The organism is Sphingomonas sp., from assembly GCF_019635455.1.
Classification (GTDB): Bacteria; Pseudomonadota; Alphaproteobacteria; order Sphingomonadales; family Sphingomonadaceae; genus Sphingomonas.
Window position 1 is genome coordinate 168,286 of the sequence record NZ_JAHBZJ010000004.1, and the last position, 23,956, is coordinate 192,241.

Annotated in this window: 24 protein-coding genes; 9 read left to right on the forward strand and 15 right to left on the reverse strand. The window is 66.9% G+C overall.

The features are described 5' to 3' along the window. Nucleotides 1–14 precede the first annotated feature (14 nt). The 6 genes from KF783_RS07285 to KF783_RS07310 form a co-directional block, all read right to left on the reverse strand. Entirely contained in the window at nucleotides 15–551 is a 537-nt protein-coding gene (locus KF783_RS07285) for an EF-hand domain-containing protein (protein WP_294077806.1), read from the reverse strand. A gap of 81 nt (nucleotides 552–632) precedes the next feature. Then, a complete protein-coding gene (gene queA, locus KF783_RS07290; protein ID WP_294077807.1) occupies nucleotides 633–1,661 on the reverse strand; it encodes a tRNA preQ1(34) S-adenosylmethionine ribosyltransferase-isomerase QueA in 1,029 nt (342 codons plus the stop codon). 28 nt (nucleotides 1,662–1,689) lie between these two features. Next, nucleotides 1,690–2,382, reverse strand: coding sequence for a peptidylprolyl isomerase (locus KF783_RS07295; protein WP_294077809.1), 693 nt, complete (start codon nucleotides 2,380–2,382; stop codon nucleotides 1,690–1,692). 102 nt (nucleotides 2,383–2,484) lie between these two features. Continuing rightward, nucleotides 2,485–2,991 carry a pantetheine-phosphate adenylyltransferase gene (coaD, locus tag KF783_RS07300; protein WP_294077810.1) on the reverse strand — a complete coding sequence of 169 codons (507 nt, stop codon included), beginning with the start codon at nucleotides 2,989–2,991 and terminating at the stop codon, nucleotides 2,485–2,487. A gap of 10 nt (nucleotides 2,992–3,001) precedes the next feature. Next, entirely contained in the window at nucleotides 3,002–3,910 is a 909-nt protein-coding gene (locus KF783_RS07305; RefSeq protein WP_294077961.1) for a polyprenyl synthetase family protein, read from the reverse strand. Beyond that, nucleotides 3,910–4,155: an exodeoxyribonuclease VII small subunit gene (locus KF783_RS07310; protein WP_294077812.1), complete on the reverse strand. Its 246-nt coding sequence runs from the start codon at nucleotides 4,153–4,155 to the stop codon at nucleotides 3,910–3,912. Before KF783_RS07310 ends, KF783_RS07305 begins: the two co-directional genes overlap by 1 nt. A gap of 111 nt (nucleotides 4,156–4,266) precedes the next feature. Here KF783_RS07310 and KF783_RS07315 point away from each other — a divergent pair, with 111 nt between their 5' ends. Beyond that, nucleotides 4,267–5,628: an NAD-dependent succinate-semialdehyde dehydrogenase gene (locus KF783_RS07315; RefSeq protein WP_294077813.1), complete on the forward strand. Its 1,362-nt coding sequence runs from the start codon at nucleotides 4,267–4,269 to the stop codon at nucleotides 5,626–5,628. 52 nt (nucleotides 5,629–5,680) lie between these two features. On the opposite strand, the gene KF783_RS07320 is transcribed toward KF783_RS07315, so the two are convergent. The 3 genes from KF783_RS07320 to KF783_RS07330 all read right to left on the reverse strand — a co-directional run bounded on the left by KF783_RS07320 (nucleotide 5,681) and on the right by KF783_RS07330 (nucleotide 9,415). Beyond that, entirely contained in the window at nucleotides 5,681–7,387 is a 1,707-nt protein-coding gene (locus tag KF783_RS07320; RefSeq protein WP_294077814.1) for a long-chain fatty acid--CoA ligase, read from the reverse strand. 52 nt (nucleotides 7,388–7,439) lie between these two features. Continuing rightward, nucleotides 7,440–7,649: a hypothetical protein gene (locus KF783_RS07325; RefSeq protein WP_294077817.1), complete on the reverse strand. Its 210-nt coding sequence runs from the start codon at nucleotides 7,647–7,649 to the stop codon at nucleotides 7,440–7,442. Nucleotides 7,650–7,726: 77 nt separating this feature from the next. After that, nucleotides 7,727–9,415 carry a diguanylate cyclase gene (locus KF783_RS07330; RefSeq protein WP_294077819.1) on the reverse strand — a complete coding sequence of 563 codons (1,689 nt, stop codon included), beginning with the start codon at nucleotides 9,413–9,415 and terminating at the stop codon, nucleotides 7,727–7,729. A gap of 164 nt (nucleotides 9,416–9,579) precedes the next feature. Here KF783_RS07330 and KF783_RS07335 point away from each other — a divergent pair, with 164 nt between their 5' ends. Continuing rightward, nucleotides 9,580–9,966 (forward strand): UrcA family protein, encoded by a 387-nt coding sequence (locus KF783_RS07335; RefSeq protein ID WP_294077821.1) that lies wholly within the window; start codon nucleotides 9,580–9,582, stop codon nucleotides 9,964–9,966. A 118-nt stretch (nucleotides 9,967–10,084) separates the two neighbouring features. Continuing rightward, complete coding sequence (locus KF783_RS07340) at nucleotides 10,085–10,585, forward strand: UrcA family protein (protein ID WP_294077823.1); 501 nt, start codon at nucleotides 10,085–10,087, stop codon at nucleotides 10,583–10,585. A 24-nt stretch (nucleotides 10,586–10,609) separates the two neighbouring features. Here KF783_RS07340 and clpA read toward each other — a convergent pair whose 3' ends face one another. The 3 genes from clpA to KF783_RS07355 form a co-directional block, all read right to left on the reverse strand. Further along, entirely contained in the window at nucleotides 10,610–12,934 is a 2,325-nt protein-coding gene (gene clpA / locus KF783_RS07345; RefSeq protein WP_294077824.1) for an ATP-dependent Clp protease ATP-binding subunit ClpA, read from the reverse strand. A gap of 149 nt (nucleotides 12,935–13,083) precedes the next feature. Continuing rightward, nucleotides 13,084–13,278 carry a DUF1192 domain-containing protein gene (locus KF783_RS07350; RefSeq protein WP_294077826.1) on the reverse strand — a complete coding sequence of 65 codons (195 nt, stop codon included), beginning with the start codon at nucleotides 13,276–13,278 and terminating at the stop codon, nucleotides 13,084–13,086. A gap of 240 nt (nucleotides 13,279–13,518) precedes the next feature. Next, nucleotides 13,519–15,186: a tetratricopeptide repeat protein gene (locus tag KF783_RS07355; RefSeq protein ID WP_294077828.1), complete on the reverse strand. Its 1,668-nt coding sequence runs from the start codon at nucleotides 15,184–15,186 to the stop codon at nucleotides 13,519–13,521. A 118-nt stretch (nucleotides 15,187–15,304) separates the two neighbouring features. On the opposite strand from KF783_RS07355, the gene KF783_RS07360 reads away from it, so the two are divergent. The 6 genes from KF783_RS07360 (at nucleotide 15,305) to KF783_RS07385 (ending at nucleotide 21,361) form a co-directional block, all read left to right on the forward strand. After that, nucleotides 15,305–16,306, forward strand: coding sequence for an NAD(P)H-quinone oxidoreductase (locus KF783_RS07360; protein ID WP_294077830.1), 1,002 nt, complete (start codon nucleotides 15,305–15,307; stop codon nucleotides 16,304–16,306). Between the two features lie 136 nt (nucleotides 16,307–16,442). Further along, a complete protein-coding gene (locus KF783_RS07365; protein WP_294077831.1) occupies nucleotides 16,443–17,039 on the forward strand; it encodes an OB-fold-containig protein in 597 nt (198 codons plus the stop codon). Nucleotides 17,040–17,042: 3 nt separating this feature from the next. After that, nucleotides 17,043–18,764, forward strand: a complete 1,722-nt coding sequence (locus KF783_RS07370) for a flotillin domain-containing protein (protein ID WP_294077833.1) — start codon at nucleotides 17,043–17,045, stop codon at nucleotides 18,762–18,764. Further along, nucleotides 18,739–19,359 (forward strand): glutathione S-transferase family protein, encoded by a 621-nt coding sequence (locus tag KF783_RS07375; protein WP_294077963.1) that lies wholly within the window; start codon nucleotides 18,739–18,741, stop codon nucleotides 19,357–19,359. Before KF783_RS07370 ends, KF783_RS07375 begins: the two co-directional genes overlap by 26 nt. Before the next feature lie 83 nt (nucleotides 19,360–19,442). Beyond that, nucleotides 19,443–20,327, forward strand: a complete 885-nt coding sequence (locus tag KF783_RS07380; RefSeq protein ID WP_294077835.1) for a UDP-2,3-diacylglucosamine diphosphatase — start codon at nucleotides 19,443–19,445, stop codon at nucleotides 20,325–20,327. 11 nt (nucleotides 20,328–20,338) lie between these two features. Further along, nucleotides 20,339–21,361 (forward strand): glycosyltransferase family 1 protein, encoded by a 1,023-nt coding sequence (locus KF783_RS07385; protein WP_294077965.1) that lies wholly within the window; start codon nucleotides 20,339–20,341, stop codon nucleotides 21,359–21,361. A 60-nt stretch (nucleotides 21,362–21,421) separates the two neighbouring features. On the opposite strand, the gene KF783_RS07390 is transcribed toward KF783_RS07385, so the two are convergent. The 3 genes from KF783_RS07390 to KF783_RS07400 all read right to left on the reverse strand — a co-directional run bounded on the left by KF783_RS07390 (nucleotide 21,422) and on the right by KF783_RS07400 (nucleotide 23,901). Beyond that, entirely contained in the window at nucleotides 21,422–21,811 is a 390-nt protein-coding gene (locus tag KF783_RS07390; RefSeq protein ID WP_294077837.1) for a hypothetical protein, read from the reverse strand. A 97-nt stretch (nucleotides 21,812–21,908) separates the two neighbouring features. Next, on the reverse strand, nucleotides 21,909–23,213 hold the full coding sequence (locus KF783_RS07395) for a type VI secretion protein ImpB (protein WP_294077839.1): 1,305 nt from the start codon (nucleotides 23,211–23,213) through the stop codon (nucleotides 21,909–21,911). Nucleotides 23,214–23,244: 31 nt separating this feature from the next. After that, nucleotides 23,245–23,901: a hypothetical protein gene (locus KF783_RS07400; protein ID WP_294077841.1), complete on the reverse strand. Its 657-nt coding sequence runs from the start codon at nucleotides 23,899–23,901 to the stop codon at nucleotides 23,245–23,247. Nucleotides 23,902–23,956 lie beyond the last annotated feature (55 nt).

A 23,956-nucleotide genomic window follows, 5' to 3' on the forward strand; every position in this document is an offset into this window, starting at 1 on the left:
GAATGCGCCGGGCGTCAGCGCCGCCGCCCCTTGCGACGTTCGCCCTCGTCCCCGGTGCGACCGGCAGGCGGCTGCGCCGGGCGCAGCGTCAGCAATTCGCTGCGCACGATCCGCCCGTCCTTGTCGCCATCGAACCGGGTGAAGAACAGGTCGAACCGCGCCTGAAGCTCGGCCAGGGTGATGCGGTTGTCGCCATCGGAATCGACTTCGAACGGACTGGGCAGCGCGTTGCGGTTGCCCAGCCAGCGGTCGGCCCAGTCGCCGAACGCGATATAACCGATCGATGGTTGGCCCTTTGCCACCGATTCGAAACTGCGACGTACCCCGGCATCGAATTCCGCGCGGGTAACGACCGCGTCGCCATCCGCGTCGAACGCGGCGATCGCCATCGCGACCGGCTCGGCGATCATCAGCGGGATCGGCGCCTGCGCCTGACCGGGCGGGGCCGGCGCGCCGGCGGGCGAGGGTGGCGGCGGACGGTCCTGCGCCAGCGCAGGCGTCGCGGCGAGCAGGGCAAGAGCGAAATAGCGGGTCATGGCGGGGTGCTTCATCCCAATGGCGAACAGGAGCGGTTAGAGGCGCGCTTTGCGGCGATCCGATGGCGAATGTCCTGCCACCAGTCCCGGCGAACGTCAGGGCGGCAGCAGGAGCGAGGCATCGCCATAGGAATAGAACCGATAATCGTGCGCGATCGCATGAGCGTAAGCCGCTTTCATCCGCTCCAGCCCCATCAGCGCCGATACCAGCATGAACAGGGTCGAGCGGGGGAGGTGGAAGTTGGTCATCAGGCCGTCGATCCCGCGGAAGCGATAGCCGGGGGTGATGAAGATCGCGGTGTCGCCGGCGAACGGGCGGACGATGCCGTCCGTGCCGGCGGCGCTTTCGATCAGGCGCAGGCTGGTGGTGCCGACCGCGATCACGCGGTTGCCGGCGGCGCGCACGGCGTTGATCCGGTCCGCCGTCGCCGCGTCGATGCGGCCCCATTCGGCGTGCATGCGGTGCTGGTCGGTGTCGCCTGCCTTGACCGGCAGGAAGGTGCCGGCGCCGACGTGCAGCGTCAGCGTGGTGTGGCCGATCCCCGCCGCATCGAGCGCGGCCATCAGGCCGGGGGTGAAATGCAGCGCGGCGGTGGGTGCGGCGACCGCGCCAGGTTCACTGGCGAACATCGTCTGGTAATCGTCGGCATCGCGCGCGTCGGTCGGCCGCTTTGCCGCGATATAGGGCGGCAGCGGCATCCGTCCCGCGCGTTCGAGCAGCAGTTCGACCGGCGCGTCGCCCGGGAAGTGCAGCGTGAAGCTGCCGTCCTCGTGCCGTGCGGTGGCGATTGCCCGCACGTCCGCGCCGAATTCGACCGTCTCGCCGGGGCGCAGCCGTTTGGCGTTGCGGATGAACGCGATCCAGTCGCGCGGCCCCTCACGCTTGTGCAGCGTGGCGCCGATCCGCGCGTCGCCGCGCCGCCCCTCCAACTGCGCAGGGATGACGCGCGTGTCGTTGAAGACCAGCAGGTCGCCGGCACGCAGCAGCGCGGGCAGGTCCGAAACGCGATGATCCGCCGTTCCCGCTGCGTCCAGGAGCAGCAGTCGGGCCGCGTCGCGCGGAACCGCCGGGCGCAGCGCGATGCGTTCGGGCGGCAGTTCGAAATCGAAAAGATCGACGTTCATGGCGGTTGCCGCCCGGGCGGCGCGGCGGTCAGGGCGTCGGCTTGCTGGGCAGCGCTACCGGCGCGTCCGGATCCGCCACCGGCGCGGGCGCGGCCGCCGCGGTGTAGGGCGGGGGATTGTCCGACGCGATATAGGCGTGGAGGATGCGTGCCGGCTGCGTCGGCGGTTCGCCACGCGGGATCGCATCGACATATTGCATGCCGTCGATCACCCGGCCGAACACCGAATATTTCTGGTCGAGCTGAAGGCGCGGCTGAAGCATGATGAAGAACTGGCTGTTCGCGCTGTCCTCCGCCTTCTTCTTCACCTCTGCCGTGGCGCTGTCGGGCGCACCCTCGCGCGCGGCGGATACCGCGCCGCGGACATGGGGGAGGTAGTTGAATTCCGAAGGCAGGTTGGGCAGGTCCGAACCGCCGGTGCCGTCGCCCTTGGGATCGCCGCCCTGCGCCATGAACCCGTCGATGACGCGGTGGAAGATCAGGCCGTCATAGAATTTGCGGCGGGTCAATTCCTTGATCCGCTCGACATGCTTTGGCGCGACGTCGGGGCGCAGCCAGATCGTCACGCGGCCGCCGGTCGACAGATCGAGCAGCCACAGATTGTCCTTGTCCGTCGTCGCGGGCGGCGCGGTGCGGCCGCTGGGTCCGGCGACATATTGGGCGCTGGCGGGCAGCGCGAACAAGGCGGCCACGGCCGCGACGATCAGGGCAACAAAACGCATCGAATCCCCACCGGAATACTGGAAAGGCTGCGGCTTAGAGCAAATCGCGGCTTGCGGCAAAATGAATGCGGCGGGTGGCGAAATTGCGGCGCGGGCGCGGGACTAGCTTCCCTTGCGCCCGATCGTATCGACGCGCGCCACCACCTCGTCGCGCACGGCGGCGGTCACGAACTTGCGGATGTCGCCGCCGAACATCGCGATTTCCTTGACCAGCCGGCTGGCGATCGGCTGGAGCGAGACGTCGGCCATCAGGAACACGGTTTCGATCCGGCTGTTCAGCTGCTGGTTCATCCCCGCCATCTGATATTCATATTCGAAATCGGCGACCGCGCGCAGCCCGCGCACGATCATGTTCGCCCCCTCGCGCTCGGCAAAGTCCATGAGCAGCGAATCGAAGGTGACGACGCGAATGTCGCCGTCCAGCCCCTCGACCTCGCGGCGGACCATCGCGACGCGTTCCTCGACGCTGAACATCGGGTTCTTCGACGGATTGGTGGTCACGCCGATGACCAGCCGGTCGACCAGCTTCGCGCCGCGCCGGATGATATCCATATGGCCGAGCGTGATCGGATCGAACGTGCCGGGATAGACGCCGGTTCGGGTGGTCATCGCACTCCCCTCAATGATCCCGCTCGAGCACGTAGCGGGCGATGTCGCGCAGCAGGTCGGCCTCGGCGCCAAAGCCGTGAAGGTGGGCGATCGCCTGGTCGACCAGCATGCGCGCCTGTTCGCGGGCGCGGGGCAGACCGAGCAGCGAGAGGAAGGTTTCCTTCCCCGCCGCCTCGTCCTTGCGCAGCTTCTTGCCTGCGGCGTCCTCGTCACCCTCGACATCGAGAATGTCGTCGGCGATCTGAAAGGCGAGGCCGATATCATGGGCGTAGCCGCGCAGGCCGGTCCGCCCTTCCGGCGGCACGCGGCCCAGGATCGCGCCCGCCTCTACCGAACAGGCGATCAGCGCGCCGGTCTTGAGCGCCTGGCAACGCGTGACGGTGGCCAGATCGAAGCTGGTGCTCTCCGCCGCCAGGTCCATCATCTGCCCCCCGCCCATGCCCGAAGGACCCGATGCGCGCGCCAGTTCGGCGATCAGGTCGGCGCGGACGAAGGGATCGGCGTGCGTGCGGGGATCGGCGAGGATTTCGAAGGCGAGCGCGTGCAGGCAGTCGCCGGCGAGGATCGCGGTCGCCTCGTCGAACGCGCGATGCACGGTGGGTTTGCCGCGGCGCAGGTCGTCATCGTCCATCGCGGGCAGATCGTCATGGATCAACGAATAGACATGGATCGCCTCGATCGCGGTGGCGACGCGCGCGGTGCAGCCGCGATCGACGCCGAACAGGCGCGCGGTCGCAAAGGTGAGCAACGGTCGCATCCGCTTGCCGCCGCCGATCGCGGCGTGGCGCATCGCCTGATACAGCCGCGTACGCGGATCGTCGGGAATGGCAAGCAGGCGATCGAACCGATGGTCGATCTCCGCCCCGACGTCGCGAAGCGCCGCCTCCAGCGTCAGGCTCGCGTCCGCGACCGCCACGATCAACCGGCGGCGAACGGCGTGGTACCGGCGACGCCGCCGTTCGCATCGACGCGGACCTGTTCGATCCGGGCCTGCGCGGCGTCCAGGCGCGCCTGGCACTGGCGGCGCAGCTTGTCGCCCAGGTCATAAAGGTCGATCGCCTCCTGCAACGGCGCATCGCCGCTTTCGAGGCGGCCGACGATCGTTTCGAGCTTGCGGAGCGCGTCTTCGAAGGACAGCGCGGCGATGTCGGGTTCGTCGGTCATCGTCCCGCTATGCGCCGGGGGCGGAACCAATTCAACCTCCCGGGCTTCAACTGGCATTCCCGCTGGCCGGTCCCATATGCCCGGCGACAAGAGCGCGCAGAGGAGAGCGGCATGTTCACGAGCATCAACCCGGCGACCGGCGAAACGGGCGCGACGTTCGACGCGCTGGACGATGACGGGATCGAGGCGGCGCTGGCGCGCGCGGCAGGTGCCTACAGGTCATGGCGGGTGAGCGAGATCGGCGAACGGTCGGCGCTGCTGCACGCCATCGCCGACCGGTTCGACGCGGACAAGCGCCACATGGCCGAAACCGCGACGCGCGAAATGGGAAAGACGCTGGCGTCGGCGGTAGCCGAGGTCGAGAAATGCGCAGCTGGCCTGCGCTATTATGCCGATCACGGACCGGCGTTCCTGGAGCCGGGTGAGGTCGCGGTTCCGGGCGGCAGGGCGGTGACCCACTGGCTACCGCTCGGCCCGATCCTGGCGATCATGCCGTGGAACTTTCCCTATTGGCAGGTGGTGCGCTGGCTCGCCCCGACGATCCTGGCCGGCAATGTCGGCCTGCTCAAACATGCGTCGCTGACCCAGGGGTGCGCGGCGCTGATCCAGCAGGCGGTAAGCGCGGCGGGCGCGCCGGACGGCCTGTTTCAGAACCTGCCGATCAAATCGGACAAGGTGTCGCGGATCATCGCCGACCAGCGGGTCGCGGCGGTGACGCTGACCGGCAGCGAGGGGGCGGGGGCCAAGGTCGCCGAAGCCGCCGGCCGCGCGCTCAAGAAAGTGGTGCTGGAACTGGGCGGATCGGATCCGTTCATCGTCATGCCCTCGGCCGATCTGGACAGGGCGGTCGAAACGGCGGTGAAGGCCCGCATCCAGAATGCCGGGCAGAGCTGCATCTGCGCCAAGCGGATGATCGTCCATGCCGATGTCTATGACGCCTTTCGCGACCGCTTCGTCGCGGCGATGGGCGCGGTGAAGATCGGCGACCCGATGGCGGACGGCGTCGAGATGGGGCCGCTGTCGAGTCTGGAACAGCGCGACACGGTGCTCGATCAGCTCGAACGCGCACAGGCCGCCGGTGCTACCCTGCATGGCGGCGAGCGGATCGATCGTGACGGCGCATGGATGCACGCGGGCGTGCTGACCGACGTCGATCCGGACGCGGACTTCGCGCAGGAAGAGATTTTCGGGCCGGTCGCGATGCTGTTCCGCGCGACCGACATCGATGCGGCGATCGCGCTGGCGAACGACGTGCCGTACGGCCTGGGGTCGAGCGTGTGGACGAGCAACCCGGGTGAGATCGCGCGGTTCGTCCGCGACATCGAAAGCGGGATGACCGCCGTGAATCAGATGCTCGCCTCCGTTCCCGCCGCTCCCTTTGGCGGGGTGAAACTGTCCGGCCACGGCCGCGAGCTGGGGCCATGGGGACTGCACGAGTTCATGAACCTGAAGGCAGAGATGCGGGTGGATTGAGGGGAGGGCCGCGCGCGCGACTTTCCCTGCGATTCGCCCGCCAGGCGAGCAATCAGCCCTGGGCCGGTCCCTCCGCCGCGATTTCCAGCAACAGGTCCTTGCGGCTCAATTTCCCGATCATCGTCTTTGGCAGCTTGTCGCGGATCACCACGGCATCGACGCGCTCGTGCTTGCCGAGCCGGGGATTGAGCCAATCGCGCAACTCCTTCCCCGTCACCGGCGGCGCGTCGGCGTTCAGCGCGACATAGGCCCGGGGAAGTTCGCCATGATAGGCGTCGGGCATGCCGACCACCAGCGCCTCCTTCACCGCCGGGTGGCGGTACAGCACATCCTCGATATGCTTGGGAAACACCTTGAACCCGCCGACGGCGATCATGTCCTTCAGGCGATCTACGATACGGATGAAGCCGTCTTCGTCGATCTCACCCACATCCCCCGTCCGCAGCCATTTGCCGCCGTCCGTGTCGCGGCAAAAGCTGCTGCCGTCGGCGTCGGGCCGGTTCCAGTATCCGGCCATGATCTGCGGGCCTGCCACCACGATCTCGCCCGGTTCGCCCTCGGGTGCGGGACGGGCGGCATCCTCCTTGTCGACCAGGCGCACGCGGGTGGCGATGATCGGCTGGCCGATCGTACCGGGCTTGTTCAGGCCGCGATACGGGTTAGTGGAAACGACGCCGGAGCTTTCCGACAGGCCATAGCCTTCGATCAGGCGCGCGGTCGTCGCCGCTTCGAACCGGGTCTTGAGTTCGGCCGGGAGCGGCGCGCCGCCCGAGATGCAGTATTTGACGCTCGACCAGTCGGTGCCGGCCATCTTCGGATGATCGAGCAGCGCCTGAAACATCGTCGGAACGCCGGGCAGGGCGGTGGGGCGGGTACGGGTGATCGCCGCCAGCGCCTGGGCGGCATCGAACCGTGGCAGCATCACGATTTCGCCCCCGGCGATCACCGTCCGGTTGAGCACGCAGGTATTGGCGAAGACGTGAAAGAACGGCAGCACGCCCAACACCCGGTCCCGCTCCTGCCCCAGATCGGGGTCGAGCCGGGCGACCTGGCGCGCATTTGCGCTCAGATTCTGATGCGTCAGCATCGCGCCTTTCGGGACCCCGGTGGTGCCGCCGGTATATTGGATCAGCGCCAGATGGGTCTGGGGGTCGATCGCCGGAGTGACGCACGCGCCGTCATTCGCGATCAGCGCGGAAAAGGCGGTGATGCGCGGATCGTCGGGGCGTTTCGCCACCTCCTTGCCACGGAACAGGCGATAGAAGAGCGATTTCGTCGCGGGCAGCGCGCCGGCGATCGAGCCGACCACCAGCCGTTCGAGCGACGAGCGTTCGAGCACCTGTAGCGCGGTCGGGAGCAGGGCGGTCGCGCTGAGCGTGAAGAGGAGGCGCGTCCCGCTGTCGGCGACCTGCGCCGCGAGTTCATCGACCGAATAGAGTGGTGAGAAATTCACCACTGTCGCGCCGAGCTTCAGGATGCCGTAATAGGCGGCGACATAATGCGGGACGTTTGGCAGGAACAGGCCGATCCGGTCACCCTCGCCATAGCCCATCGCCTTCAGCCCGCACGCGACCCGGTTCGCGCCGTCCAGCGTTTCGGCATAGCTGTAATGCCGGCCGAGGAAATCGAGCAGCGGGACATCGCCCATCCGCCGCGCCGCCTCGTCGAACGCGGCCACCATCGACAGCGGCGGGAGATGCTGGTCCCAGGGGCCGGGATGAAGATATGCGTTGCGCCAGACCTGCTCGGGATTGCTCATTTACACAGGTGTAAGCAAAGCCCGGAACGGGCGCAAGAACATGGGCGCGCGATCAGCGGTTCGCCTGCTTCTGGCTCCACGTGTAGAGCACGGATACGGCCAGGATGCCGAAATCGATCGCCGCCTGGAATTTGTGCGGTGCGCTGTCCGACACATCATGGGTGATGATGCGGATATCGGCGCTGGGATGCGGCAGGGCGAGCAGCGCCAGCGCGGCGGCACCGCCGCCGACGATGATCCTGCGCTTGGTGATCGATTTCATGCCGCTTCCCCGATGCCCGGTTCATTACGCGTGCGTCGCATGAACCACCGGTGAATTAACCTTGAATCGCGCGGGCTTCAAGCAGCCAGCGGCGCCGATCTTGATCGGTCGCGACCCGCGGACTTGGCGTCGAACAATGCCCGGTCGGCCGCGCGATAGAGGGCTTTCCAATCCGCCTCGTTCGCGATCGGCCCGGTCGCTGAACCGATGCTGGCGGTGACTGGCAGATCGAACGGCATGCGCGTGGCGCGGACGCGTGCGAGCAGCGCATTGGGATCGATCGGGTGCGCGGGATCGGCCAGCAGCGCGAACTCCTCGCCGCCGATCCGGGCGACGAGCGCGTCGGCGGGGGCGAGCGCGCGCATCGCCCGCGCGATCGCCCGCAGCACTTCGTCCCCCCCGTCATGGCCCAGCGTCTCGTTGACCTGCTTGAAATGATCGAGGTCGAGGATCAGCAGCTTCTGCTCCCCGGCCCGGCCGATCGCCCGCGCCAGAAACGCGCGTCGATTGAACAGCCCGGTCAGCGGATCCATGTCGGCGAGCCGCCGGGCGACGGTCTCCGCCGCCACCGCGACGTCGCGTTCATGGGCGAGCAGGCGGATACGATAGGCGATCGCCACCGCCGACAGCAGCGCCTCCGCCGCCATCGACAGCAGTGTCGAATTGTCGATCCAGAAGTTCCAGGGGATGATGCGCAGGCTTGCGAACACGCGCATGCCGGCGGTGACGATCGGCGCGGCCCAGGCGATCGCGAACAGCCACAGGAAATTGGATCGGGTACGCCACGCGCTCCACATGATGGACAGCGTCGCCACGATCATCGCGGCGAAGGTCCAGGTGTAGATGCGGTCGAGTTCGAAGATCGCGATCGGCGCCAGGGCGAAGAAGCCGATGCCGGTCACCAGCAGCACCGCGCCGGTGCCGACCACCAGCCGGCGGAGCGCAGGGCTGAACACATGATCCTCGAAAAAGGTTCGCGCAAAGAACAACGCTGCGGCGCAGGCGAGCGAAAGCAGCAGATAGTTGAGCCGCAACCGATCGTTGTTCGCGATGTCCGGCACCGCCCATGCAAGCGCGCCCGACGAGGTGAACGCATAGGCCATCAGCGCCGCGATCATCAGGCAATAGGCGAGCTGGAAACGGTGGCGCAGCGAAACCCACAGCGCGAGATTATAGACCAGCAGCGCGATCGCGAGGCCGCCGAACGCGCTGTAGACCGCCGCCATCGCCAGGTTCGACGCGCTGCTCTGCCGATCGGTCGCGATGCGCGCGCCGACCAGGATGCCGCGCGTGTTCGCCGCGCCCTCGACCTTCCACATCAGCCGGACGATGTTCGCGCGACGGTGCGGCAGCGGATATTCGGCGACCGCGCCCAGCTGAATGAATTTGGTGAGGCCGCCGGGATCGCTCGCAATGTGGTGGACGCGCCCGTCGGCGTACAGGATGCGCAGATCGATGCGCGTCTGCCACAGACTGGCGAAGCGCACGGTCAGCGAATGGTGGGCGCGCGAACGCTCGTTGATATCCTGCGACACCACCCAATAGTCGCCGCCGCCCAGATCGGTCTGCGCGCGGGTGCAATCGAACCCGCGCGGCGCGCGAATCAGCGCCGCCGGATCGTCGCCCGCGCGTAAGGCGCGCACGCAGACCGCGATCGGCCGCCCGACCATGCCCGCGCCGGCCGCGTGGGCCGGGGCAGGCGTCAGAATGACGCCTGCCGCGAACGCGAGCACAAACAGGATCAGCGCGAACGGACCACGGTTCATCGAACCCGGGTACGCGCCCGACCGCGAACAATCGGTTAAGGGCGGGCGGCGTCCCTGATGAAAGAGCTGCGCTAAGTCTGTCTTATCGCGGGACCGTCGGCGTGAGAGAATAGTTAACGCGGCGCGACCGCGACGTTAGGCTGGGGCAATCAGGGAGTCGGCCGATGCGCAAATTCTGCATGTTCGCGGCAATCGCGATGCTGGCGTGTGGGCCGGTCGCCGCCCGTGACGTTGATCGCGGGGATCTGCGACAGGTGGTGGTGCCGTCGGCGGGGCTGGACCTGTCGAGCGAGGCCGGTGTCGATATCCTGGCCGCCCGCATCGATGTGGCGGTGAAGCGGATTTGCGGATGGGACCGGGCGTGCCAGGACGAGGCCTGGGGCAGCACCGAGGCACAGGTGGCCGACGCGATTGCGCGCGCGCGCAACTGGCGGCGACTGGCCGAGGAGCGAGCGGCGCAGTTGCGCACCTGTCGCGACCGCTGCGCGCAACCGGCCGGCTATTACGCGCCGCCGCCGCCGCCCGTCCGGGTGATCGTCATCGTCGGGTGAGCCATTGATGGGCGATCCGCCGCCGACACGCGGCGGGCGCCGCCCAGGGTAACGCGTTCAATTTCAGCATGTACCGCGCGGTCGGAACGCCGCGTCACGCGCGGGCAAGGGGGGAATGATGATCGTACGCAATCTGCTTGCGCTGCTTGGCCTTGCCACCGTCGCCCTGGGGACGGCCGCCGCGCTGTTCGCGGGGGGATATGACCCGTATTACGAGCGGCCCCGCGCGCTCGCCGTCAGCTTTGCCGGCCTCGACCTCGCCACGCCGGAGGGGCTTGCGATCCTCGACCGCCGCATCGAGCGGGCGGTCGACAAGGTGTGTGGCAGGACCGACCGGCGCAATCTTCGGCTGCGCTCCGTGGAATTGCGATGCCGTCGTGACGCATGGCTTGCCGTGGAGCCGCAGGTCGCAGCCGCGGTCGATCGGGCCGAGCGGCGCAATCGCCTCGCCTGGGAGCGGGATCGCGAGCTTGGTGGCTACGGCCCGCCGCCAGTCGCCGAAGCCGGCCCGCCGCCGCCACGACCCGCGCCACCATCGCCGCCGCCGGTCGTGTTCGCACCGCGAAGCGAGGTGGTGCAGGCATTGCCCGCCGATTATTATTCCCGGCGCCGCCGATAGTCGCGCCGGGAATCGGCGCGGGCGCTACTTCGCCTTCGCCTTGGCGACCTTCTTGCCGCCGCCTTTCTTCGTTCCCTTGGGCGCCGCCGGAGTGATCGCGAAGGTCAGCTCATTGTCCTTCAGCCTCACTTCGACCTCGCCACCATGGACCAGCTTGCCGAACAGCAGTTCCTCGGCCAGCGGCTGCTTGATCTTTTCCTGGATCAGGCGGCCCATCGGGCGCGCGCCATAGAGTTTGTCATAGCCGCGTTCGGTGAGCCACGCCTTCGCCGCATCGTCCAGGCCGATGTGAACGCCACGATCCGCCAGTTGCAGTTCGAGCTGGAGAATGAACTTCTCCACCACCCGCTCGACCACCTTGGGCGGGAGATAGTCGAACGGCACGATCGCATCGAGGCGGTTGCGGAATTCGGGGGTGAAGAGCTTCTTCACCGCGTCCTCCTGCACGTCCTCGCGGCTGATCTCGCCAAAGCCGATGCTTTCGCGCGCCATGTCGGACGCGCCGGCATTGGTGGTCATGATCAGGATGACGTTGCGGAAATCGACGGTCTTGCCGTGGTGGTCGGTCAGCTTGCCGTTGTCCATCACCTGCAACAGGATGTTGAACAGGTCAGGATGCGCCTTTTCCACCTCGTCCAGCAGCAGCACGCAATGCGGGTTCTGATCGACCGCATCGGTGAGCAGCCCGCCCTGATCATAGCCGACATAGCCCGGAGGCGCACCGATCAGGCGGCTGACCGAGTGGCGCTCCATATATTCCGACATGTCGAACCGCTGGAGCGGGATGCCGAGCAGTTCGGCGAGCTGCTTCGTCACCTCGGTCTTGCCGACGCCGGTGGGGCCGGAGAACAGATAATTGCCGATCGGCTTTTCCGGATCGCGCAGGCCCGCGCGGCTCAACTTGATCGCCGACGACAGCACCTCGATCGCCTTGTCCTGGCCGAACACGACGCGCTTGAGATCTGTCTCAATATTGGCGAGCACCTTCGTGTCGTCGGACGAAACGGTCTTGGGCGGGATGCGCGCCATCGTCGCGATCACCGCCTCGATCTCCTTGGGCGTGATCGTCTTCTTGCGGCGGGACGGCGGCACCAGCATCTGCATCGCGCCGACCTCGTCGATCACGTCGATCGCCTTGTCCGGCAGCTTGCGGTCGTTGATGTAGCGGCTCGACAGTTCCACCGCCGACTTGATCGCGTCGGGGGTGTATTTGACGTTGTGATGCCCCTCGAACGCGGTGCGCAGACCGGCCAGGATCTTGATCGTATCCTCGATCGTCGGCTCGTTCACGTCGATCTTCTGGAACCGGCGCAGCAGCGCGCGGTCCTTTTCGAAATGATTGCGGAATTCCTTGTAGGTGGTCGATCCGATGCAGCGGATCGTGCCGCCCGACAGCGCGGGTTTGAGCAGGTTGGACGCGTCCATCGCGCCGCCGCTGGTCGCTCCGGCGCCGATCACGGTGTGGATTTCATCGATGAACAGGATCGCATGGGGCAGCTTTTCCAGTTCCGAGACGACCTGTTTCAGTCGCTCCTCGAAATCGCCGCGATAGCGCGTGCCGGCGAGCAGCGCGCCCATGTCGAGCGAGTAGATGACCGCTTCCTTGAGCACGTCAGGCACGTCGCCCTCGACGATCTTGCGCGCCAGGCCCTCGGCGATCGCGGTCTTGCCGACGCCGGGATCGCCGACATAGAGCGGGTTGTTCTTGCTGCGCCGGCACAGGATCTGGACCGTCCGGTCCACCTCTGGCCCGCGACCGATCAGCGGATCGACCTTGCCGGCCTTCGCCTTTTCGTTGAGATCGACGGTGAATTGCTTGAGCGCGCTCTCGCCCTTCTTGCCACTCTCGCCCTTGGCCGGTTTCTCGTCCTCGGCGGCACCCTTTGGCGTCGATGTCTCGGTCGGGGTCGATCCCTTGCCAACGCCGTGGCTGATGAAGCTGACCGCGTCGAGGCGGCTCATATCCTGCTGTTGCAGGAAATAGACCGCATAGCTTTCGCGCTCGCTGAACAGCGCGACGAGGACGTTGGCGCCCGTCACCTCGTCGCGGCCCGACGACTGGACGTGCAGGATCGCGCGCTGCACCACGCGCTGAAAGCCGCTGGTGGGCGAGGGGTCGGTCGTCTGATCGACGCGCAGCGCCTGAAGCTCGGTGTCGAGATAGTGCGCAACCGTGGTCTTGAGCTCGCCCAGATCCACGCCGCACGCGCTCATCACCTTGCTGGCATGTTCGTCATCGACAAGCGCGAGCAGCAGATGTTCGAGCGTCGCATATTCGTGGCGGCGCGAACTGGCCGCTTCGAGCGCGCGATGCAGGGTGGATTCGAGGGCGGAAGCGAAACTAGGCATTCGGGATCAACTCCAGTCGGGCCGATAGGAACCGCGGCCCGTCTTTTCCAATGTTGGAAGTGCGGCACGCCTCATCAAGCTTTTGGGCTGCAAGCCCTTCGGCTCCGCACCGGAGTGGCATGGCGTTCCGCCCTGCTCCGGTGCGACGCTCATCGCTTGAATAGGGCGTCAGCGCTTGCGCGATGGTTAACGGCGCGTTCTTTCTTTTGCCGGCACCGCGCGATTTCCGTCTCGAGCAGCGCGATGCGCGCATCCAGCTCCGCAACGGAAAACGGGTCGAGATCCTGCCGGGCAAGCTGCGCGGCCGGGTCGTCGGGGCGACGGGGAAGGTCGTCGGCGTCCATCGCATCGCAGCGTCGGGGCTGGGCGCGGCGATGTCAAGCGGAGCCTGTGCGCGCGGGCCGCCCGCGCGCGGCGCCACGAAATTTTCGATCAGATGAAACGACTTGTCCGACTTTCATGGGTGCCATGCCCCGGTCGGGAGGCAGCTTCTCAATTGCTGCCTTGTTAGGGGAGACATGCTTTGAACGCGAAGATGATTGGAAGCTGCTGAAACGGGCGATCCGGTCGAGCAATAGATCCGGCTACTCGCGCGCGACCGGCTTCGGATTAGCGAGTTTCCAGTCGAGCGCGACGCCCTGGGCAAAGACCAGGCTCCAGTTGCGCAGATCGCGCTGAGCGGAGGCGTCGAAGTCGCGGCGCTGGGCGGCGCGGGCGAGCACGCCGCTCTGGGTGATGCGCGACACCGCCAGGGCGCGATCGCCATCGCTCATCGCCACGACATAGGCACCGGTTTCGATCGTGTCGGCGTGCGCGGGGCCGAGCGCGGCGCGCTGGATCCGCCAGGCGCGGTCGAACAGCGCCTTCATCTCCGGCAGCGATCCCGGTTTCAGCTGATAGGCCAGCGACAAAGCGAGCTGAACGAGCGAATCGGCATAGTTCACATTGTCCGCCCCGAACGTCCGCTCGCCCAGCGCGACGCATTCGCGATAGATCGGTTCGGCCTCTGCGAACCGGCGCTGGCTCATCAGCAGGCCGGCCAGGCGGAACATCTCGAACTGCGTGGTGGGGTGTGCGGGGCCAAGTGCCGCGCGATAGATATCGACGAGCGCGCGCCGCTCGCGCTCCGCCTCCGCAGGGGGCAGCAGCCAGGCCAGAAAGCCGCGATAGGGAGCGGTCTTGATATGGTCCGGCCCATAGGTGGCGGTCGCGATCGCCAGCGCGCGCCGCAGATATGAGAGCGCCTCCCCCTCGCGATCGATCGCCCGCAGCGCAACGCCCAGATTGCCGTAATAGACCGCCATCGTCGGATGATCGGCGCCATAGACGCTCACCCCCAGCTGGACGACGGTCCGGTACAGCCGGACGGCCGATTCCGGTTCCCCCATCGACGAGAAATTGACCGCCGCATTGTTGAGCATCGTCAGCATCTGGGCGCTGGGCTGGTCGTAGCGCGCCCATAGCTCATAGGCGGCGGCATATCGGGCCTTGGCGTCCTGATAGCGTCCCGCGCCATGCAGCGCCGCTGCCAGGTCGCCCTCGGCGAGCGCCCGTTCGAGCAACCGGTCGGGATAGCGCGCGGCAAGGCCGTCGGCGCTTGCGGTGAGCAGGCCGATCCCCTCACGCACCTTGCCGCCTTCATTGAGCGTGACGCCCAGCACCCGCGTGTAATCGAGCGATGTCAGCGAGTCGGCGCCGCTGGTTCGCACGCGGATCGCGCGGGCGCGACGCATCAGCGCCTCCGCCTCGGCATGGCGCGCGAGCCGGGTCATCAGCGTGGCCAGATTGCGCGTCAGGATCGCTGCCTGATCGCTGTCCGGCCCCCACAGCTTTTCGGCCAGCGCGAGCGCGCGCCGCCCAGGCGCTTCGGCGGCGAGCGGCGTGTCGGAATCCTGCATCGCGCTTTCGAGCGCGGCGAGCGCGCCATATTCCAGTTCGGTGCCGGGCGCGTAGGTCGCCGCCGCTTCCGCCGCCAGCTTCGCGGCGCGCTGCTCCGTCTGCGGTTCGGCGGTGCGGGATGCGGCGATGGCCAGGGCGTTCAGCAGGTCGATGCACGATCCATGGCCGGGATCGGCGGCCAGGCACGCATCGACCGCCGGCTCCACGACGCGGTAGGCGTCGGTGAACCGCGTGTCCGCGATCGCGCGGCGTGCTTCTGCCGGAACCGGTGCCTGGCGGGGCTGATCGGCGGCACGCGCCACCCCGGCGACGCCCAGGGCGATGATCGCGACGCTGACGCCAAATCTCTCCATCGTCACGGCATTTCGTGGCCTGATCGCCAAGTCAACGGTCGGCGTTGGACGCGGGCCGGGCCGGCTCGCGCTTGACGGGGGCGGTGATCGCCGTGATGCAGGCGCAAAGGGGGATTTCATGACCAGCCTTCCCGACATGATGCGCGCGATCGACCCGGACACGCCCGGCGGCCCCGAGGTGCTGGTCGAGGTCGAGCGGCCCGTCCCCCGGCCCGGACCCGGGGAGGTGCTGATCCGCGTCGTTGCCGCCGGCGTCAATCGCCCCGACGTGATCCAGCGACAGGGGCATTATCCGCCCCCGCCCGGCGCGCCGACCATTCCCGGACTGGAAATCGCCGGCACGGTGGTCGCGGCCGGGGCCGACGTCCCGCACGAGGTGATCGGCCAGCCGATGTGCGCGCTGATCGCGGGGGGTGGCTATGCCGAATATGCGGTCGCGCCCGCCGGCCAGTGCCTGCCGGTCCCTGACGCGCTGTCGATGATCGAGGCCGCCGCCATGCCCGAGACGCTGTTCACCGTGTGGACCAATTTGTTCGAGCGCGGCTATGCGAGCGAGGGCGAAACCGCGCTGGTGCATGGCGGGACCAGCGGGATCGGCACGATGGCGATTTCGCTGTGCAACCTGTTCGGGGTCGGGGTGATCGTGACCGCGGGCAGCGACGAGAAGGTCGCCGCCTGCCTGGCGCACGGGGCGGATCATGCGATCAACTATCGGAGTGAGGATTTCGTCGCGCGGGTGAACGCGATCACCGGTGGCAACGGCGTGGCGGTGGTGCTCGACATGGTCGGCGGCGACTATGTCGCGCGCAACATGAAGTGCCTGGCGGCCGATGGTCGTCACGTGTCGATCGCGGTGCAGGGCGGGGCGATGGCGACGGTGCCGGTGTTCGAAATCATGCGCCGCCGCCTGACGCTGACCGGATCGACGCTGCGCGCCCGCGACGCGGCGTTCAAATCGCTGGTCGCCGACGAACTGGCCCGGACGGTATGGCCCCATGTCGAGGCGGGCCGGCTGAAGCCGGTGATCGACACCACCTTCCCCCTCGCCGCCGCCGCCGACGCGCACCGGTGCATGGAGAGCGGCGCACACATGGGGAAGATCGTGCTGACCCTGGACTGAGCTGGATTCCATCGCGCCGATACCACACGCGCCGATACCGATCCGGTGCGATGGGAAGGCATCCCAGCTGCTTCCGGATTCGCTGGCGGGGGGTGGGGCAACACCCTAGATTGGCGGGCGACTCGGGGGTTTGGACGTGCTCACCTTTCTGTTTGCGCCGGAGAATGTGATCTTCGTGTCGGCGCTGATCTTGATGCTGTTGCTTGGCGTCGTCCAGGCGATCGGCCTTGGTGGCCATGCGCATTTCGACGCGCCGGACTGGCTCGACTGGATGGGGTTCGGACAGGTCCCGTTGCTGGTGGTGGTTGTCCTGCTGCTTGCGAGCGTCGGGTTGACCGGACTGATCGGCCAGCAGATCGCGCACGACCTGTTCGGTGGCTTGTTGCCCGCATGGATCGCAGTACCCGGCGCAGCGGCGCTGGCCCTGCCCATGACGGCTGTTTCCGCACGGCTGCTGGCACCGATCTTGCCGCACGATCAGACGACCGCGATCGACATCGGCGATCTGGTCGGTCGCGGCGCGATCATCGTCACGGGTCGCGCGGCACCAGGATCGCCGGCGCGCGCGCGGGCCGAGGACTGGTATGGGCAGGCACATTATCTGATGGTCGAACCCGACACCGTCGGACAGGCTTTTGACGAAGGCGAGCGCGTGCTGTTGGTTCGGCGCGAGGGCGACGTCTTTCGAGCGATCGCGACGGGCGATCACCATCTGCCGAGACTGGGGGTTTAATATATGCAGGATGTCGCAACGACGGGCGGGAGCGCCCTTCCGTACCTGATCTACGCGGGCGGCGGCCTGCTGACATTGCTGATTATCGGGTTGGTGATCGCAAGGCTGTATAAGCGCGCGTCGAAGGAGATTGGCTTCGTCCGCACCGGTTTTGGCGGCGAGAAGGTGGTGATTAACGGCGGCGCGCTGGTTCTGCCGGTGTTTCATGAGACGATGCCGGTCAACATGAACACGGTGCGGTTGGCGGTCGAGCGCAAGAACGCCGATGCGCTGATCACACTCGATCGGCTGCGCATCGACGTGAAGGCTGAATTCTATGTCCGTGTGAAGCCTGATGCGCAGGCGATCGCAACCGCCGCACAGACGCTGGGCCTGCGCACGATGAACCCGGACGCGCTGAAAGAGCTTGTCGAAGGAAAGTTCGTCGATGCGTTGCGGTCGGTCGCGGCGGGGATGACGATGGCTCAGTTGCACGAGCAGCGGAGCGAGTTCGTACAGAAGGTTCAGCAGGTGTCATCGGCCGATCTGTCGATGAACGGCCTGGAACTGGAAAGCGTGTCTTTGACCGGGCTGGACCAGACGAGCATCGAGCATTTCAACGCCAATAATGCGTTCGACGCCGAGGGCTTGACCAAACTCACGGAGCAGATCGAACTGCGCAAAAAGGCGCGCAACGACATCGAGCAGGACACGCGCGTCCAGATCGAGACCAAGAATCTTGAGGCGCAGCGTCAGTCCTTTCTGATCGGTCGCGATGAGGAGTTCGCGCGGCTGGAGCAGGAGCGCGAGGTCGAAATGCGCCGCGCGGCGCAAGTCGCCGAGATCGCGCGTGAGCAGGCGCAGCGGCAGCAGGAAGCCGATCAGGCGAAGATCGAGGCAAAAAAGCTGGTCGATAGCCAGCAGATCGAAGCCGACCGTGCGGTGCAGGAAGCGAAGATCGCCCAGACCCAGGCTCTGGAACTCGCGCGGCAGGAACAGCAGATCGCGGTCCAGAACAAGAGCCGCGAAGAGAGCCAGGCCAAGGCGGAGGCCGATGCCGCGCGCGCCAAGGCGGTTGCCGCCGAGGAACAGGTCGTCACCTCACGCGAGACCGAGGTCGCCGAGCGTACCAAGCGCATCGAACTGATCGATGCGGCGCGCGAGGCGGAGCGCGCGGCGATCAGCGTGAAGGTCGAGGCCGAGGCGGAAAAGCAAGCCGCGGCCAATCGTGCTGAAGCGGCGCGGCTGCTCGCGGAAGGCGAGGCCGAGGCGGCCAAGCTGCGCGCCGAGGCGGATCGCGTCCGCTTTGAAGTGGAGGCTGCGGGCCAGCGTGCGGTGAACGAGGCGGCGAACCTGCTTTCGTCCGATCAGATTTCGCTTCAGACCAAGCTCGCGCTGCTAAAGGTGCTGCCGGAGGTGATCCGCGAGGCGGCTAAGCCGATCGAGGCGATCGACAGCATCAAGATCGTGCAGGTCGATGGCCTGACCAGCGGCGGGGGCGCCGGTCCCGGGGGCGGGCCGGGGAATGGGGGCGGCGACGGCAATCTGGCCGATTCGGCGGTCGCGGCCGCGTTGCGCTATCGCGCGCAGGCGCCGATGCTCGACGGGTTGATGAAGGAACTCGGCTTCGACGGCGGCTCGCTCGACGGTCTGGTGAAGGGTGCCGCGATGGCCGGGAGTGCCACGCCGGTGCCTGCGGCGGACCTGCCGGAGGATGACGATGACGATGACGACGATCCTGCATGAATATGCCGCCTCCGGAAATTGCTACAAGATCCGCCTGACCGCTGCGTTCACCGGTCAGGCGATCGAGCGGCGCGAATACGATATCGTCAAGGGCGAGACCCGGACGCCCGCGTTTCTCTCGGGCATCAACGCCAATGGGCGGATTCCGGTGTTGCAGGTCGGGGACCGGTTCCTGCCCGAAAGCAACGCGGCCTGCGTCTATCTCGCCGACGGGTCCGCGCTGATCCCCGCCGATCCGTTCGACCGCGCGGACATGCTGCGCTGGATGTTCTGGGAGCAATATAATCACGAGCCCAATATCGCGACCGTTCGCTTCTGGATGGAGTGGATCGGCGCGGACAATCTCGATGAGCTTCAGCGTGCGATGTTGCCGGGCAAGCGTGCGGCCGGAGAGGCGGCGCTGCGGCTGATGGACGAGCATCTGACGACGCGGGACTGGTTCGTCGGCGACGGCCCGACCCTCGCCGACATCTGCCTCTATGCCTATACCCATGTCGCCGAAGAGGGTGGCTTCGCGCTCTCCCCCTGGCCGGCGGTGCGCGGATGGATCGCGCGGATCGCCGGGCTGAAGGGGTATATTCCCATCACGGCATGACAGAGCGATGACGCGCGAACGCGTCCAGCTGTAACATTCGCGCGTCATATGCAGGTCCGGGCAAGGACAATTTCGGGGCTTTCATGGCCACCATCACCCGGCTGCCGTTCGAGGCGCCGATCACCGATCTCGCCGATTTTTCCGCCATGCAGCCGGCGATCCCCGAACGGGTGATCGGCGGGCGGCGGCAATATCGCGCGATCTGGATTTCGGACATCCATCTCGGCACGCGCGGCTGCAACGCGGAGATGCTGATCGACTTTCTTGACCATGTCGACAGCGAGACGATCTATCTGGTCGGCGACATCATCGACGGGTGGCAGCTCAAGAAGAAGTTCTACTGGCCCGCGACGCACAACGACATCGTGTGGCGAATGCTGAAGCGTGCCAAGCGTGGCGCGCGGGTCGTCTATATTCCCGGCAACCATGACGAGATCTTCCGGCAGTTCACCGGTCTCAGCTTCGGCGGGATCGAAATCCGGCGGCAGGCGATCCATGAAACCGCCGATGGCCGCCGCCTGCTGGTGCTGCATGGCGACGAGTTCGACGCGATCACGCTGTCGCACCGCTGGCTCGCCCATGTCGGCGACGCCGCCTACACCGCGGTGATGGCGCTCAACCGGTGGTGCAACAAATATCGCAGCTGGCGCGGGCTGCCCTATTGGTCGCTGAGCAAGCACGCCAAGCAAAAGGTCAAGAACGCGGTCGAATTCATCTGCGGGTTTGAGGAGATCGTCGCGAAGGAAGCTGGTGCGCGTGGGGTCGATGGCGTGATTGCAGGCCATATCCACACCGCAGAGATGCGCGTCATCGACGGGATCGAATATTATAATGACGGCGACTGGGTGGAGGGTTGCACCGCCCTGGTCGAACATTACGATGGCCGGATGGAAATTCTCCATTGGGCCGACGAAATCGCCGCGCGCGACCTCGGTCCCGAGGGGGCCGAGGAGCGCGCTGCTGCTTGAGTGACGGAGAGATGCGGATCGCGATCGTGACCGACGCCTGGGAACCCCAGGTGAACGGGGTCGTCCGCACGCTCCAGGCGGTCCGCGCCGTGCTGGAACGGCAGGGGCATCGGGTGCTGGTGATCTCGCCGGACCGTTTTTATTCGGTGCCATGCCCCACCTATCCGGAAATCCGGCTGGCGATGGTGCGCAGCCGCACGATCGGCGATCTGCTGGACGCGTTTGAGCCGCATGCCGTGCATCTGGCGACCGAGGGGCCGGTCTGCGTCGCGGCGCGGCGGTGGTGCCTCAAATACGACTTTCCCTTCACCACCGCCTATCACACGCAATTCCCCGATTATGTCGAAGCGCGCGCCGGCGTGCCGGCGGAGTGGGTCTGGCGGTATATCCGCTGGTTCCACGCGCCCGCCCAGTCGATCCTGGCATCGACCGGTTCGATCCGCGACGCGCTGGTCGCGCATGGCCTGGATCAGGTGCGGCATTGGGGGCGGGGGGTGGATCTCGCCAATTTCCGTCCCGGGCTATCGCCCCATCCGGCGATGGCGGACCTGCCGGGGCCGGTCCAGCTCTATGTCGGCCGGATCGCGGTTGAAAAGAATCTCGAGGCGTTTCTGACGTCGCGGCATCCGGGGACGAAGGTCGTCGTGGGCGACGGGCCGGCGCGCGAGGCGCTGGAGGCGAAATATCCCGATGTCGTGTTTCTGGGGCCATTGTTCGGCGAGGCGTTGGCCCAGGCATATAGCGCGGCGGATGTCTTCGTCTTTCCCAGTCGGACCGACACGTTCGGGCTGGTGATGATCGAGGCGCTGGCCTGCGGCACCCCCGTCGCGGCGTTCCCGGTGACCGGGCCGGTGGATGTCGTCACCGCAGAAACCGGGGCGCTGTCGGAGGATCTCGACGTCGCGATCGCCCAGGCGTTGACCCGGGACCGCGCGGCATGTGCGGACTATGGGCGCAGCTTTACCTGGGAGGCGAGCGCGGCGCAGTTCCTGGCCGCGCTGGTGCCGCTCACCGAAGAGGCGCGGGCAGCCTGAAAAAGCAACGGGCCGGTGGCTTTCGCCCCGGCCCGCCATGAATTGAATGGATCGCTCGGATCAGCTCTTGCAGGTGAGCGTACCCTTGCCCGGGATGGTGACGGTAGCCGACTTCGAATTGCCGACCAGCTTATAACCGCCATCGGCCGTGAACGGCTCGCCGGCGGCCGGCGCGGTCAGGCGCGTCTTGGGGCCGTCCTTAACCGCGGTGATCGCCACGATCTTGTCGCCTTCGAAAAAGTCGGCGAAGACCAGCGCGTTGCCCGGCTGGCAGCGCATCGAAACCGTCGCCTTGATCGCCGGCGGCAGTTCGACCTTCGGCGCATTCTTCAGCTGCTCCGCCATCGGATCCGGATCGCGGGAATCGACGACTTCAGGCTTGTGGTCACAGGCGGCGAGCGGCAGGAGCGCGATCGCGGCGGCGGCGGCGGTGAAAAGGCGCATCTTCATAGCGGGCCGCTCTTTTGCGCACGCAGCATTTGACGTCAAGGGATACGTTATACCGGGAACCAATCGATTTTGCGTTGCAACAGGCAAGACCCCGTCCTCATTCGTGAAATTCGTCCAGATCCGGGATACGGCCGAACGCGATTTTCGTTCCGACGCGGTCGGTGCGGCTGCCGTCCATCGGGCCGACCGACACGGCGAGGCGCCCGAATTTCTCGTTGATTCGGTCCATCGCCTTGCTGAGCGCCAGCGTCCGGGTCTCCCGCGCGAGCGGGTCGTCGGGGTCGAGCGCGGCGAACAGCGATTCCTGTTCGCCGTGCAGGGGCGCGATTTCCGCCAGCGTCACGCCGATCATCCGGATCGCGAACCCGCCCGGCCGCTTCCGGCCGGCATCGGCCAGTCGCGGGAACAGCGTGTCGAGCGCGGCCAGCACCGTGAAACTGTCCTGGGTCGATGGCAGCTTGATCGACGTCCGCCAGGTCGATTTGTCGTCCTCGAACCGGGCATGGAGTACGAGAAGGCGGCTGACATGCCCCTTGCGCCGCAGCCGGCTCGCCGATTTGAGCGCGAGGCGCCGGGCGGTGAGCCGCACCGGCTCCAGTCCGCGTTTGCGCGGGCTGAGCACATGGCTGTGGCCGATGGTGCGGCTCTGCGTCGGCTTTTCGGGCAGGTCGAAACCGTGGAGCAGATACCAGAGCCGGTCGCCATTGACCCCGCCCCAGGCCGATCCCGCATCGCGCGGCCGGCGCGCGCACAACTGGCCGATGTCCAGAATGCCCTGCTGGGCAAGCCGCTTTTCCATCTTCGCGCCGATCCCGGCGATATCGCGCAGCGGGAGCGCGAACAGGCGCTGGGGCAGCATCTCCTCGCTCAACACCGTCAGGCCGTCGGGTTTCTGCATGTCGCTGGCCAGCTTGGCGAGCAGCCGGTTGGGCGCGATCCCCACCGAACTGGTCAGGCAGGTGCCGACATGGGCGCGGATCCCCGCCTTGATCCGCTGCGCGAGTGCGGTGGCCGCGGCGACGCTGTTTTCATTATCGAGCAGCCGGCACGCCACCTCGTCGATCGAACAGACGCGGGTGACCGGGATGTGGTTCCAGATTTCGGCGACGATCGCTTCATGGAACTCGACATATTTCGCGTGGCTCCCCGGCGTCACGATCAGTTCGCGGCACAGCTGTTTCGCCTCCCACACCGGGGTGCCGGTGCGGATGCCGTATTTCTTGGCCTCGACCGACGCGGCGATCGCGACGGTGGTGTCGCTGTCCACCGGCGCGACGATGATCGGCCGCCCGCGCAGGTCGGGGTTCAGCTGTTGCTCGACCGAGGCGAAATAGCTGTTGAGATCGAGATACAGCCAGCGCAGCGGACGGGGCGGCAGGTCCAGGGGCGGCGCATCGGGCATGGCGGAACAATAGTGGAACGCGGGCGGCGTGTCACGCGGCCCGCGATCGGGTGGGCGGGGCGTATTGGGGCGTCCGCACATGAAAGGAGAGCGGCTCTCTGGCGAAGCGGGAGCGGAGCGTTTCCCGGCCCCAGCAATCGGCCACGCACAGATAGCCGAAGGCGACGAACAGGATCACCGCGCGCCCCGCTGCGCTGTTCACCCATGGCGCGATCATGCCGAAGATGACGATCCCGGCCAGCACCAGCCAGAAGATCAGCAGGCAAAGCGATTGCGCGATCTGTGCGCGGGACACCGAAAATCGCGCGGCGCCGGCGCCGGTCCACACGATCTTGTGCAGGCTCCCTTCGAACTCGTCCTCCAGCGCATCGATGTGCCGTTCCCAGTTTTCCTGCCAGAATTTCGCGCCCTGCGCCGACAGCCAGCCGAGCCAGGAGGTCAGCACGCCGATCGCGGCGATGGGAAGCACGGCAAGGTTGAACGCGGCCGGATCGCGCATCGCAACGGCCAGCGCCGCGAACATCGCGACCTGGGCGGCGAAGAAGAAGGTGGCGCGTTTCCAGAAGAGTTCGATCTCGAACGATCGAAGCTCATAGGCGCGCTTGAGCGCAGCCTCCCGCCGCGCCTTCGCGCCGCGCCCCGAGCGCAGGCCGAGCGCGTCCCAATAGGCATCGATCGAGGAAGACATGGGCAAATCCGGTTCCGGTGCGGCCTGGCGCGCGTCCCGATGTGATGAGGCTTTG